Here is a 12,242-nt window from a genome sequence, read left to right on the forward strand (position 1 = left end):
GCATCTGGGCGTTGGGCTTCGTCAGCCTGTTGATGGACGTGTCGTCCGAGATGATCCACAGCCTGCTGCCGGTGTTCCTGGTCACCACGCTGGGCGTGAGCATGCTCACGGTGGGTCTCATTGAAGGGGCTGCCGAGGCCACGGCTTTGATGCTCAAGGTCTTTTCGGGGGTGTTGAGCGACTGGTGGGGGCGGCGCAAGCCGCTGGCGGTGCTGGGCTATGGGCTCGGTGCACTGTCCAAACCCCTGTTTGCCATCGCTCCCACCGTGGGCCTGGTGGTCATGGCGCGCCTCATCGACCGGGTGGGCAAGGGCATACGCGGCGCGCCGCGCGACGCGCTGGTAGCCGACCTTGCGCCGCCCGGCATGCGGGGCGCAGCATTCGGGCTGCGGCAGTCCCTGGACACCGTGGGCGCATTTTTGGGCCCACTGCTGGCCATGGGGCTGATGCTGCTGTGGGCCAATGACTTCCGCGCCGTGTTCTGGGTGGCCGTGATTCCGGCCGCCCTGTGCGTGGCACTGCTCCTGGTGGGCGTGCGCGAGCCCGAGCGCGCCGCCAGCGCCGTGCGCACCAACCCCATCCGCCGCGAGAACCTGCGCCGCCTGGGCGGCGCCTACTGGTGGGTGGTGGTGCTGGGCGCCGTGTTCACGCTGGCACGCTTCAGCGAGGCATTTCTGGTGCTGCGCGTGCAACAGGGAGGCCTGCCGCTGGCCTGGACGCCCCTGGTGCTGGTTCTGATGAACGTGGTGTTTGCACTGGGCGCCTACCCGCTGGGCAAACTGGCAGACAGCACCCGCCACACCACGCTGCTGGCCTGGGGGCTGGTAGCGCTGATCGCTGCCGATGCGCTGCTGGCCCTCAGCGACCGGGGCGCCGCCGCCTGGCTGGGGATTGCCCTGTGGGGCCTGCACATGGCCATGACGCAAGGGCTGCTGGCCACCATGGTGGCCGACACCGCACCGGCCGACCTGCGGGGCACGGCGTTTGGCATGTTCAACCTGGTCAGCGGCGTGGCGCTGCTGGTGGCCAGCAGCCTGGCAGGCCTGCTGTGGGACCGGCTGGGCGCCAGTGCCACGTTTGGTGCCGGAATCCTGTTTGCCACGCTGGCGCTGGCGGGTGTGTTGGTGCAATCTGCCCGGCACGGCCGCACCCCAAAGCCCCCTGTACCGCAGGGCTGAGGTGGTGGGCCTGAGCGTGCCCCTTAAAATCCCCGGATTCCAGCCCGCCCGGCGGGCCTACCAGCACCACACCACCCATGAGCTCTTCTGCCCCCTCCACCCCCATCTCCTACAAAGACGCCGGCGTTGACATCGACGCGGGCGACGCTCTGGTCGAGCGCATCAAGCCGCTGGCCAAGAAGACCATGCGCGAAGGCGTGCTGGCGGGCATCGGCGGCTTTGGCGCGCTGTTTGAAGTGCCCAAGCGCTACAAGGAGCCCGTGCTGGTCTCTGGCACCGATGGCGTGGGCACCAAGCTCAAGCTGGCGTTTGAATGGAACATGCACGACACCGTGGGCATCGACCTGGTGGCCATGAGCGTGAACGACGTGCTGGTGCAGGGCGCCGAGCCCCTGTTCTTCCTGGACTACTTTGCCTGCGGCAAGCTCGACGTGGACACGGCTGCGGCCGTGGTCGGCGGCATCGCCAAGGGCTGCGAACTCTCTGGTTGTGCGCTGATCGGCGGCGAAACCGCCGAAATGCCCGGCATGTACCCTGCGGGCGAATACGACCTGGCCGGCTTTGCCGTAGGCGCGGTCGAAAAGTCCAAGATCCTGACCGGCAAGGACGTGGCCCCTGGCGACGTGGTGCTGGGCCTGGCCAGCCACGGCGTGCACTCCAATGGCTTCTCGCTGGTGCGCAAGTGCATTGACCGCGCTGAAAGCCAGGGCACCGTGCCCGCCACGCTGGACGGCAAGCCCTTCAAGCAGGCCATCATGGAGCCCACCCGCCTGTACGTGAAGAACGTGCTGGCCGCGCTGGCCGCTCACCCCATCAAGGCCCTGGCCCACATCACCGGCGGTGGTTTGCTGGAGAACATCCCCCGCGTGCTGCCCGACGGCACCGCCGCGCACCTGAAGAAGGGCAGCTGGCCCCAGACCGAGCTGTTCGCCTGGCTGCAGAAGACGGCGGGCATCGACGACATCGAGATGAACCGCACCTTCAACAACGGCATCGGCATGGTGGTGGTGGTGGATGCGGCCAACGCCGAAGCCACGGCAGCCACGCTGCGAGCTGCCGGTGAACAGGTCTACGCGATTGGCACGATCGCAGCGCGTGGCGAAGGCGCCGCCGTGGTGGTGGCCTGATACCCGGCCAGCAACACCGTCCCCTCACCGCGCATGGCGCAGCGCCCCGCTCCACCCCCCTCAGCGCAACCTGAGCCCACGCACACCACCCTGCCGCCGCGCGCCCTGAACCAGGGCATCGTGGTGGCCAGCTATCTGCTGGTGGCCGCTGCGCTGCTGCTGGTGATGTGGCGTGGCCTGCTGCCCGGCCTGCTGTGTGTGTGCCTGGGCTTTTTGCTCACCCGGGCGCTCACGGGCTGGTTTGCAGCGGGGCTGGGCCGGATCCAGCGCCAAGCCGCCCCATCCCCCACCAGCCTGCGCGTGGCCCAGGTCACGGCCGCTGGTCTGGTGATGCTGCTGCCCCTGGCGCTGCTGGCGCTGGGCCTGACCCATTCGCGTGGCTACCTGGTCAGCGCACCGCAGCAGTACCAGGAACTGCTCACCTACATGGCCCGCACGGTGCTGGAGCTGCGCCTGAAGCTGCCCGCCGACATGGCCTCCCACCTGCCCGAGGGCGTGGCCGACATCCAGCGCATCATTGCCAGCTATCTGGGCGCCAAGGCCGGTGCGCTGGCCATGGCGGGGCGGGCCTGGCTCGCCGGTGTGCTGTTTGCCTATGTGGGCCTGCTCATCGGCGCGCTCGCCGCCGTGCGCCCGCCGGTGCTGGCGCGTGGCCCGCTGGCCCAGCAGCTCAAGCTGCGCATCACGCTGTTTGGCGAGGCGTTCCGCCAGATCGTGGCGGCGCAGTTCTGGATCGCGGCGTTCAACACCCTGCTCACCGCCCTGTTCCTGCTGTTCGTGCTGCCAGTGTGGGGGCTGCAGCTGCCTTACACGCCGGTGCTGATCACCTTCACCTTCGTGGCCGGGCTGGTGCCCATCGTGGGCAACCTGGTGTGCAACGTGGTGATCACCATCGTGGGGCTGTCGGTGTCGCCGCTGGCGGCCGCCGCCTGTCTGGGGTTTTTGATCCTGATCCACAAGGCCGAATATGTGATCAACGCCAAGGTGGTGGGCCGCCGCACCCAGATGGGCGTGTGGGAGCTTCTGAGCGTGATGTTCGTGGCCGAGGCCGTGTTTGGCCCTGCGGGGCTGGTGGCGGCGCCGCTGTTCTACGCCTACCTCAAGAAGGAACTGGTGGCCGCTCGGCTGGTGTGACCGCAGCCGGGCAGTGGCCTGCCCCCCCCCGGAGCCACCCGCACGGATAGTCACTTTTTGATAGCAGCAAGCACAATCAGCACTAGCGCTTGCGGCCATTTTCTTGACTATTTTCCGAATTGACGGGCCACAAAGGCCCAGATGAGCGCCGACGCATCGGGCCCGGCCGGGTCGCTGTAGGGCAACTGCGCGGCGCCGCCGCTCCAGGCATGGGCTAGCCCGACCACCTCACGCAGCGCCACCACGGTACGGCCCCGGGCCTTGAATTCGGTCACCCGCATGGGGTATCGCTGGCCCCTCTGCAAGGTGCGGATGGCACCCGCCCGCGCCCCCAACGCACCGGCCCACAACAAGGCGGTCGCCGCCGCGTTGCGCACCGACACCACACCATCGGCATCGCCATGCACGATCAGCAGCGGTGGTAAGGCCGCAGGGGCGCTGACGGGCAGTACGGTAGCGTCCGTCGGTGCGACCGCAGCGGCAACCGCGGGAGGGTCCGGCAGATGGGCCTCGCGGCGGCCATGCATGGCTGCCAGGGCCGTGGCGGCGGATTCGGCCGTGCCGGGCGCCACACCGGAATGCATGGCCACCGCGCAGAACCGGTGGGGGTAAAGCGCCGCCATCAGCACCGCCATGCTGGCGCCTGCCGACAACCCGGCCACCGCCACCCGCGCCAGGTCCACCGGCAGGCGGCGCGCCACCTTGTCCACGGCGGCCAGCAGCGTGGCGGCTTCGGCCTCGGCACGGCCATTGCGGCGTTCAAACCAGTTCCAGCAGCCGTGGGCGTTGGCCATGCGCTCCTGCTCGGGGTACAGCACCACAAACCGATGGCGCGCCGCGAGCCGGTTCATGCGCGACACGGCGGCAATGTCCCGCCCCGTCTGGCCGCAGCCGTGCAGCATGACCAGCAGCGGCAGCTTTTCGCCCGGGCGCAGGGCCAGCCCGGCAGGCACATAGGCATGAAACCGCCGCGCCCCCGCCGGGCCGGGGGCCACGCCAGACATCCACTCGCCCCGCGACGGCACCGGCTTGCCTGCGGGGCGCGATGTGCGGGCCGTGGAGGGCATCTTGGCAACCGCCGCCTTGCGCGGCGCTGTCCGCAGTTTGGACGCTGCCTTGGCCCGCACCGGCCGGGTGCTGGCCCGCGCAGCCCGCGCGAAGGCCTTGAGGTTGCGCTGGTAGGCCCGCGTCAGGGACGACAGCGAGAACAGGCGGGAGCGGCGGGGCATAGGCGGGCAGTTGGTCTGGCGGTCGATGTTCAAAAATCAGGGAAAACCCTAGCCACCTTAACAGCTTCCCGCACAGCTCGGATAGCGCTATGTTTTTGAAAGCGTGAAAGGCAATATGTACCTGCGCATAACGCTGATATGGCACCAAAACCCGCTTCACAGGGCCAGCGCAGCACCTGAAATGGCCTGGGGCGTCAGCCAGGCCCGTCATTCGCCACAGAATGATGGCTGAAATTGATCGAATCCTGTCTCCGCCAGTTCGGACCGTCGGCCGCTGGACAGCGAAGATAAGCACATCCAAACCACTGCCTCTGTGAGCACACCATGAAAACCTGTCTGATAGTGATTGATGTCCAGGAATCGTTCCGCCACCGTCCCTTTTTCACCGAGCGCGACCTGCCTGCCTACCTGCAAGCGCAGAACGCGCTGATCGACGGGTGTGTCGCCCAGGGTATCCCGGTGCTGCGTGTGTTCCACAGCGACGGCCCCGAAGTCGCCGAGAACCCGTTTTCGCAGGCCTCGGACCAGGTGCGGCCGCTGCAAGGCTTGACCACCTTCGACGCAGCAGCCACCTTCACCAAGTCGCGCCACAGCGCGCTAGTGGGCACGGGCCTCGATGTGTGGCTGACACGCCATGGCATCCAGCGCCTGATCGTGAGCGGCATCCGCACCGAACAGTGCTGCGAAACCACCACCCGCCACGCATCCGACCTGGGCTGGGACGTGGACTACGTGACCGATGCCACGCTGACCTGGGACATGGTCCAGCCCGACGGCCAGGTGCTGGCAGCGGCCGACATCAAGACCCGAACCGCCACCGTGCTGCAAGGCCGATTTGCGACCCTGTGCACCGTGCAACAGGCGCTGGACCGGGCGGCCGCATGAGCGCCGCGCCGGGCCGCCCCAAGCAAGCTCGCACCGCAGGCGAAGCCGAAGGTACAACAGTGAGCGCCCAGCCATTGCAGGTCGCCATCCTGGTGTTCGACGACGTGGAGGCCCTGGACCTGGGCGGGCCCTATGAGGTCTTCACCACCGCCAGCCGCATGCACCAGCGACAACATCCCGGCGCGCCGGCACCGTTTGTGGTGCAGTGCGTGGCCCGCAGCCTGGACCCGGTGCGCGCCCGGGCGGGTTTGCGCGTGTTGCCCGATGCGGACTTTGCCAGCGCCACCGTGCCCGATGTGCTGGTCGTGCCCGGCGGCGTGGTCGATGCCGCCGCGGCCTGCCCTGCCACCCGCGCCTGGGTGGCCCAGGCGGCAGGCCGTGCACAGATCACGGCCTCGGTGTGCACAGGGTCCTTCATCCTGGCCGCAGCCGGTGTGCTGACCGAAGGCCCGGCCACCACCCACTGGGAGGACACCGCCGACCTGCGCACGCAGTACCCCGCGCTCGACGTGCGGGAGAATGCGCGCTGGGTGGACCGGGGCGCGCTGGTGACCTCGGCCGGCATCAGCGCCGGCATCGACATGAGCCTGCACCTGGTCACCCGGCTGCTGGGCGCGGCGCTGTCCGAGCGCACGGCCCGCCAGATGGACACGCCCTGGAACCCCCAGCCATGACACGCTTTTAGCCTCACTCAAAGCCATCGATGCAGAACCCGGCCTCCTCCCCCATCCACGTCTATTTCGCCCTGCTGCCGGGCAGCCTGGTGCTGGACTGGGCGGGCCCGGCCGAAGCGCTGCGCATCGCCAATCAGACGCTGGCCAAGCAAGGCCAGCCCGAGCGGTTTGTGCAGCACTTTGTGAGCCCCACGCCCGAGTCTGTCTCGTCGGTAGGTGCCGTGCTGACCCAGCTGGAGCCGCTGCCTGCCAACTTGCCCAGCCCCGCCTGGGTGGTGCTGGTGGGCCTGGCCGGGCAACACATCGCGGTGGACGGCGACGAGGCCCGCGCGCTGCTGCACTGGCTGCGCGGGCTGCGGCCCGTGGCGGGGCAGCTGGAGCTGATCACCGTGTGCGCGGGCTCGGTGCTGGCCGCCCATGCCGGCCTGCTCACGGGGCGCCGTGCCACCACCCACCACCAGCATCTGGACGAGCTGGCCGCCGTGGACCCGCGCTGCGACGTGGTGGCCAACCGCGTGTTTGTGGCCGACGGCGCCGTGTACAGCAGCGCGGGCGTGACCACGGGCATCGACCTGCTGCTGCACCGCATCTCGGACACCTGCGGCGCCGCGCTGGCCGCGCAGGTGGCACAGGCCATGGTGGTAGCGCTGCGCCGGGGGCCCAACGACCCGGAGTTCTCACCCTTTCTGCACCACCGCAACCACCTGCACCCGGCCCTGCACCGCGTGCAGGACGCCGTGGGCCAGCAGCCCCAGGCCGACTGGAGCGTGCCGCAAATGGCCGAGGTGGCACACACCTCACCCCGGCATCTGACGCGGCTGTTTCTGGAACATGCGGGCATCGCCCCGCTGCAATACCTGCGCCGCATCCGCCTGGCCACGGCCGAGGCCGCGCTGCGGTCCGGCCAGAACGTGACGCAGGCGGCGCTGATGGCGGGGTTCAGCTCCGACACGCAGCTGCGCCGGGCCTGGCACCAGTTCGGGCGCGGCGGCACGCCATCACAGGGCAGTGCGCGCAGCCACTGAGGGACCAGTCCGGTGTGATGCCGCGCGATGCACGCGACACGGCACCCGCCCATAATCAAGCCCTTTGCCGCACCACCCGCCGGGTCGCCACCATGCAAGAACCACCCCGCCCCGCCAACGAGCCTGACCGCCTGCAGGCCCTGCGCCAGCTGCTGATTCTGGATACGCCCCCCGAGGAGCGGTTTGACCGCCTGACGGCCTTTGCCGCGCAGGAGTTCGATGTGCCCACGGTTTTGCTGTCACTCATCGACGACGGCCGCCAGTGGTTCAAGTCACGGTTGGGCATGCACCAGTGCGAGACCTCGCGGGGCATCTCGTTCTGCGGCCACGCCATCCTGCAAGACGACATCATGGTCGTGCCCGATGTGAACCAGGACGAGCGCTTCATCGGCAACCCGCTGGTCACCGGCGAGCCCCACATCCAGTTCTATGCCGGCGCCCCGCTCAAGCTGCCGGGCGGGCAGAACGTAGGCACGCTGTGCCTGATCGATAACAAACCGCGCACCCTGGACGACATCGATCTGGCCATCCTGGGCTCGCTGCGCGACCTGGCAGTGGAAGAGCTGGTCCGGCGCCAGCAGGGAGCCTCGGCCCCATGAGTGACCACAGCCCCCAAGACATCCTGCTGATCGAACCCAGCTCGCTGACCGGCAGCATCATTGTGGCCACGGCGCGTCAACTGAACCTGCCCGCCGTGCGGCAGGTGAACAGCGTGCGCATGGCCCAGCAGCGATTGACACACCAGGACTTTGCGGGTGTGATCGTCTCAATTGACGAGCAAGAACAAGAGGCTATCGCGCTGCTGGAGCAGGTCCGCAACGACACGCTGGCCGTCAATGCCAATGTGCCGGTGGCGGTGACGACCACGCAAGTCGATGCATCCACCGCCGTGAAGATGAAGGCCCTGCAGGTGCGGCGGGTGCTGATCAAGCCCTTCAAGGTGCGGGATGTGATCGCCACCATTGCACTGCTGAAGGACACTCAGCCTCCCTCGGCCCCGCAGGGGGCGCGCCAGATGTCTCAGTAGATCTCCGGCACGTACATGCTGGCAGGCACGGGCTGGCGCAAATACTCGGGGTTGCGCACGCGGTCGGGCAGCACCACGGGCGGGTGTGGCACCTCCTGGTAGGGCAGCTGAGACAGCAGGTGCGCAATGCAGTTCAGGCGCGCCTTTTTCTTGTCCACCGCCTGCACCACCCACCAGGGGGCTTCAGGGATGTGGGTGCGCTCCAGCATCGTTTCCTTGGCCTTGGTGTAGGCCTCCCAGCGCACGCGGCTTTCCAGATCCATGGGGCTGAGCTTCCACTGCTTGAGCGGGTCGTGAATACGGCCCAGAAAGCGCAGGTGCTGCTCTTCATCGGTGATGGAGAACCAGTATTTGACCAGCGTGATGCCCGAACGCACCAGCATCTTTTCAAACTCGGGCACGGTGCGGAAGAACTCTTCGTATTCGTCGTCGGTGCAAAAGCCCATCACCCGCTCGACGCCCGCGCGGTTGTACCAGCTGCGGTCGAACAGCACCATCTCGCCCGCCGCAGGCAGGTGCGCTACATAGCGCTGAAAGTACCACTGCGTGCGCTCTCGGTCGTTGGGTGCGGGCAATGCCGCCACACGGGCTACACGGGGGTTCAGGCGCTGCGTGATGCGCTTGATGACGCCCCCCTTGCCCGCAGCATCACGCCCCTCGAACAGGATCACCACCTTCTGGCGGCTGTGCTGCACCCAGTCCTGCAGCTTGACCAACTCGCCCTGCAGGCGGAAAAGGTCCTTGAAGTACTGCTGGCGCGCCAGCTTGTCGCCAGGGCTGGGGGCGCCGATGTCATCGACCTCGCGGTCTTCGATCTCCAGTTCCAGCTCTTCGTCGTAGCTGTCGATGAGGTCGTTGGCGATGCGTTGCATCAGCTCCTGCGTGTCAAGGGCGTTGTTGTAGAACATGGGCAAGCATCCGGCGGTAGTGCAAATCAGATGCGCGATGGTGGACCGCTGCAGTGACAGCGCCATGACACTGGTGTGATCTGTCACAACGCTGTCATGCCCAGAGGCCAGCATGCGAGGCCGTGCCGCCCGCAGACCACCCCGCCGCTTTGTCAAATCCCCTCGCCCCCAACGCCAGCCTGAACTACGGCGGAGATGCCGCCGGGCTGATCTGCGGCTACCTGCTGGGTACCGACACCCCGCCGCAGGAGGTGGATTCGGCCCAGGCCGCGCAATGGCTGGCCGGCCTGCAGGCAGGCGCCGCGCCGTCAGGGCAGTTTCTGTGGCTGCACTTCAACCTGAGCCACGCGCAGGCCGTGCGCTGGATGGAGCGGCACGCCCATCTGCCGGAAGCCTTTTTTGATGCGCTCAAGGACCGCTCGGTCTCGACACGCATCGAGCGCGACGACGACACGCTGATTGCCGTGCTCAACGACGCACACTTTGATTTTGCGTTCGAGCCTTCGGACATTGCGACCCTGTGGACCAGCGTGGCGCCGCACCTGATGGTGACCGGCCGCACGCGCCCGCTGCGGTCAGTGGACGTGCTGCGCACTGCCGTGCGCACCGGCAATGCCCCCTGCTCCAGCGTGGCGCTGCTGGCCGAGCTGATGCGCACCCAGGCCTCGGGCCTGGTGGATATCGTGCGGGGCGTGACACAACGCATCGACGATGTAGAAGACGCACTGCTGGCCGGGCGCCTGGACCACAAGCGCGCGCGGCTGGGTGTGCTGCGACGCTTGCTGGTGCGACTGCAGCGGCTGCTGGCGCCCGAGCCGGCAGCGCTGTTTCGCCTGCTGCAGCACCCGCCCGCGTGGATGGGCGCCGACGATGCACAGGAGCTGCGCGATTCGACCGAGGAGTTTTCGGTGGTGCTGCGCGACATGCAGGGCCTGCAGGAGCGCATCAAACTGCTGCAGGAAGAAATCGCCGCCAGCGTGCAGGAGGCCAACAGCCGCAGCCTGTTTGTGCTGACAGTGGTGACCGTGCTGGCCTTGCCCATCAACATTCTGGCCGGCCTGTTTGGGATGAACGTGGGCGGGGTGCCGCTGGCCGACAACGGCCACGGCTTCTGGATCATCGTGGCCGTGGTGGCGGCTTTCACGGCGGTTGCGGGCTGGCTGGCCCTTCGGGGCACGCGCGATCAGTAGGTGGGACCGTGCGGCAGGTGTGATCGCCCGACAGGCCCGGTGGCAAGCCCCACTACAATGCCGCCCCTTGCCCAGCTCCCCGGACCCCCTGCCACCATGAACATCGTCGTCAACGAAGAACTCAAAGCCTACATCGAACCCCTGACCCCCGACGAACACGACGCGCTGGAACGCAGCATCCTCACCGAAGGCTGCCGCGACGCACTGGTGCTGTGGGGCGATGTGCTGGTGGACGGGCACAACCGCTACGGCATCTGCCAAAAACATGGCCTGCCGTTCCAGACCGTGCAGAACCCGCGCTTTCAGTCGATGGAAGACGTGCACCTGTGGATGATCGACCAGCACCTGGGCCGCCGCAGCGTGTCGGATTTCCAGCGCGGCGTGCTCGCCCTGCGCAAGCGCGAGATCATGGCGGAGCGCAAGGCCCGCGCAGCCACCGCCACAGAGACCGCCGAAGCCACCCCCACGGCTGACGTGCCCGAGGCAGCAGCCGCCCTGCCCGCCCCCGATCCTTTGAGCAGCCGCGAGGCCATTGCCAAGGCTGCGCGGCTGAGCAGCAGCCAGGTGGTGATGATCGAAAAGATCCAGAAACAGGCGGCCCCCGAGCTGGTGGCCGCTGTGAAGTCCGGCACCATCTCCATCAACGCCGCAGCCGCTGTGGCTACTCTGCCCGCCGAGGAACAGGTGGCAGCGGCCGTGGCCGGCAAGGACGAACTCAAGCAGGCGGCCAAACGCGTGCGCGAACTCAACAAGCGCAAGCCGCGCGAGGAGGCTCCGGCAGAAGGTAGCCCGGCAGACACCCCCACGGACTCCGCTCCAGCCAGCGACGAGTTGCACACACTGCGCATCCGTGTGGCGGAACTGACGGCGGAGAACACCGAGCTGCGCCGTCAAGTAGCGCAATTGCAGGCAGCGCTACCTGCAGACAGCACGCCGTTCTAAAACTATTTTTGAGTCAGGCGCCGGACATCAGCCGTTGGCGTTGCGCAGCGCGCTCAGCCGGTCGGCGATGAGGTCGAGATCCAGCCCATCTTCGCTGTGGGCCAGATAGGCCTCCAGGTCGGCCACCGCCTCGGCTGTGTTGCCACGCTCGGCGTGCGCCAGCCCCCGGTCGCGGCGCTCGCCCCAGGCCTCGGGCAACAACACGATCAACCGGTCCAGCACGGCGACCAGCCGTTGCCAGTCCTGCTGGGTGCGGTGCACCTCCTTGAGGTTGCGCAGCATGCGCGCAATGATGTCGCGCGGTGTGGCGGCCTGCAGATACAGGCCGAGCGGTACGTCGTAATCGTCCACCAGACCATTGCGGCGCTTGTAGGGCTCCAGCCGCTCGGCCAGCTCCTCGCGGCTGAGCGACTGGCCCGAGATCGGGTCCAGCACCACCTGGCCCTTGGGCAGCAGCACCTTGACCATGAAGTGCCCCGGGAACGCAATGCCCCGCGCATGCAAGCCCAGCCCCTGGGCCAACTCCATCCACAGCACAGCCAGGCTGATGGGAATGCCCCGGCGCGTGCGCAGCACGGCGTTGAGGTAGCTGTTCTCTGGGTCGTAGTAGTTGTTGATGTTGCCGCCAAAACCCAGGTCGGCAAAAAAGAACTGGTTGAGCGTGCGCAGCCGCTGCAGCGCGGGGGCATCGGCAGGCAGGCGGCGCTTGATGCGGGCCTGCAACTGGTCCACATCGCCCAGCAGTTGCTGCACGTCGAACTCGGGGTATTCATCCTGCGCGAGGCTGGCGGCGGCTTCGAGCAGCGGAAAGTGGTCGTCGCTCTGCACCAGCGATGCAAAGTACTCCAGCGAGGTGGGCACGGAAAGGCTCAAGGACATGGCAGCTTTGTACGGGGCCGTCGCCATGGCGTCAAGCCACAGAA

At 67.7% G+C, this 12,242-nt stretch carries 13 protein-coding genes; 10 read left to right on the forward strand and 3 right to left on the reverse strand.

The window, feature by feature from the left end:
* Positions 1-2: 2 nt before the first annotated feature.
* The 3 genes from AC07X4_RS17580 (at position 3) to AC07X4_RS17590 (ending at position 3,439) form a co-directional block, all read left to right on the forward strand.
* Positions 3-1,178, forward strand: a complete 1,176-nt coding sequence (locus AC07X4_RS17580) for an MFS transporter (RefSeq protein WP_494740802.1) — start codon at positions 3-5, stop codon at positions 1,176-1,178.
* Between the two features lie 77 nt (positions 1,179-1,255).
* A complete protein-coding gene (gene purM / locus AC07X4_RS17585) occupies positions 1,256-2,305 on the forward strand; it encodes a phosphoribosylformylglycinamidine cyclo-ligase (protein ID WP_056066695.1) in 1,050 nt (349 codons plus the stop codon).
* A 33-nt stretch (positions 2,306-2,338) separates the two neighbouring features.
* Positions 2,339-3,439, forward strand: a complete 1,101-nt coding sequence (locus AC07X4_RS17590; RefSeq protein WP_395453258.1) for an AI-2E family transporter — start codon at positions 2,339-2,341, stop codon at positions 3,437-3,439.
* 107 nt (positions 3,440-3,546) lie between these two features.
* Here AC07X4_RS17590 and AC07X4_RS17595 read toward each other — a convergent pair whose 3' ends face one another.
* Entirely contained in the window at positions 3,547-4,668 is a 1,122-nt protein-coding gene (locus tag AC07X4_RS17595; protein WP_494740803.1) for an extracellular catalytic domain type 1 short-chain-length polyhydroxyalkanoate depolymerase, read from the reverse strand.
* 324 nt (positions 4,669-4,992) lie between these two features.
* Between AC07X4_RS17595 and AC07X4_RS17600 the strand changes: the two genes are divergently transcribed.
* The 5 genes from AC07X4_RS17600 (at position 4,993) to AC07X4_RS17620 (ending at position 8,279) form a co-directional block, all read left to right on the forward strand.
* Entirely contained in the window at positions 4,993-5,553 is a 561-nt protein-coding gene (locus tag AC07X4_RS17600; RefSeq protein ID WP_494740804.1) for a cysteine hydrolase family protein, read from the forward strand.
* A 59-nt stretch (positions 5,554-5,612) separates the two neighbouring features.
* Positions 5,613-6,227 carry a DJ-1/PfpI family protein gene (locus AC07X4_RS17605; RefSeq protein WP_494740820.1) on the forward strand — a complete coding sequence of 205 codons (615 nt, stop codon included), beginning with the start codon at positions 5,613-5,615 and terminating at the stop codon, positions 6,225-6,227.
* A gap of 29 nt (positions 6,228-6,256) precedes the next feature.
* Positions 6,257-7,252, forward strand: coding sequence for a GlxA family transcriptional regulator (locus tag AC07X4_RS17610; protein ID WP_494740805.1), 996 nt, complete (start codon positions 6,257-6,259; stop codon positions 7,250-7,252).
* 92 nt (positions 7,253-7,344) lie between these two features.
* Positions 7,345-7,851, forward strand: coding sequence for a GAF domain-containing protein (locus AC07X4_RS17615; RefSeq protein WP_494740806.1), 507 nt, complete (start codon positions 7,345-7,347; stop codon positions 7,849-7,851).
* Positions 7,848-8,279: a DNA-binding transcriptional response regulator gene (locus AC07X4_RS17620; RefSeq protein ID WP_395453253.1), complete on the forward strand. Its 432-nt coding sequence runs from the start codon at positions 7,848-7,850 to the stop codon at positions 8,277-8,279. The genes AC07X4_RS17615 and AC07X4_RS17620 overlap by 4 nt, the downstream gene beginning before the upstream one ends.
* On the opposite strand, the gene ppk2 is transcribed toward AC07X4_RS17620, so the two are convergent.
* Positions 8,273-9,187, reverse strand: a complete 915-nt coding sequence (ppk2, locus tag AC07X4_RS17625; protein ID WP_056067080.1) for a polyphosphate kinase 2 — start codon at positions 9,185-9,187, stop codon at positions 8,273-8,275. The two genes, AC07X4_RS17620 and ppk2, sit on opposite strands and share 7 nt — an antisense overlap.
* 149 nt (positions 9,188-9,336) lie before the next feature.
* Between ppk2 and AC07X4_RS17630 the strand changes: the two genes are divergently transcribed.
* Positions 9,337-10,377: a transporter gene (locus AC07X4_RS17630; RefSeq protein ID WP_056067078.1), complete on the forward strand. Its 1,041-nt coding sequence runs from the start codon at positions 9,337-9,339 to the stop codon at positions 10,375-10,377.
* Between the two features lie 96 nt (positions 10,378-10,473).
* A complete protein-coding gene (locus AC07X4_RS17635) occupies positions 10,474-11,319 on the forward strand; it encodes a ParB N-terminal domain-containing protein (RefSeq protein WP_494740807.1) in 846 nt (281 codons plus the stop codon).
* Between the two features lie 27 nt (positions 11,320-11,346).
* Here the strand turns inward: AC07X4_RS17635 and AC07X4_RS17640 are convergent, their stop codons facing one another.
* Positions 11,347-12,198, reverse strand: a complete 852-nt coding sequence (locus AC07X4_RS17640) for a SirB1 family protein (protein ID WP_056066673.1) — start codon at positions 12,196-12,198, stop codon at positions 11,347-11,349.
* Positions 12,199-12,242: the final 44 nt, after the last annotated feature.

This window comes from Acidovorax sp. GW460-11-11-14-LB4 (assembly GCF_059423685.1).

What these genes read in the sequence shown, in the direction of transcription:
- AC07X4_RS17615 (WP_494740806.1), top strand. Translation starts at nt 7,345, where the DNA reads ATGCAAGAACCACCCCGCCCCGCCAACGAGCCTGACCGCCTGCAGGCC.
- AC07X4_RS17635 (WP_494740807.1), top strand. Translation starts at nt 10,474, where the DNA reads ATGAACATCGTCGTCAACGAAGAACTCAAAGCCTACATCGAACCCCTG.
- AC07X4_RS17610 (WP_494740805.1), top strand. Translation starts at nt 6,257, where the DNA reads ATGCAGAACCCGGCCTCCTCCCCCATCCACGTCTATTTCGCCCTGCTG.
- ppk2 (WP_056067080.1), bottom strand. Translation starts at nt 9,187, where the DNA reads ATGTTCTACAACAACGCCCTTGACACGCAGGAGCTGATGCAACGCATC.
- AC07X4_RS17595 (WP_494740803.1), bottom strand. Translation starts at nt 4,668, where the DNA reads ATGCCCCGCCGCTCCCGCCTGTTCTCGCTGTCGTCCCTGACGCGGGCC.
- AC07X4_RS17620 (WP_395453253.1), top strand. Translation starts at nt 7,848, where the DNA reads ATGAGTGACCACAGCCCCCAAGACATCCTGCTGATCGAACCCAGCTCG.
- AC07X4_RS17640 (WP_056066673.1), bottom strand. Translation starts at nt 12,198, where the DNA reads ATGTCCTTGAGCCTTTCCGTGCCCACCTCGCTGGAGTACTTTGCATCG.
- AC07X4_RS17600 (WP_494740804.1), top strand. Translation starts at nt 4,993, where the DNA reads ATGAAAACCTGTCTGATAGTGATTGATGTCCAGGAATCGTTCCGCCAC.
- purM (WP_056066695.1), top strand. Translation starts at nt 1,256, where the DNA reads ATGAGCTCTTCTGCCCCCTCCACCCCCATCTCCTACAAAGACGCCGGC.
- AC07X4_RS17590 (WP_395453258.1), top strand. Translation starts at nt 2,339, where the DNA reads ATGGCGCAGCGCCCCGCTCCACCCCCCTCAGCGCAACCTGAGCCCACG.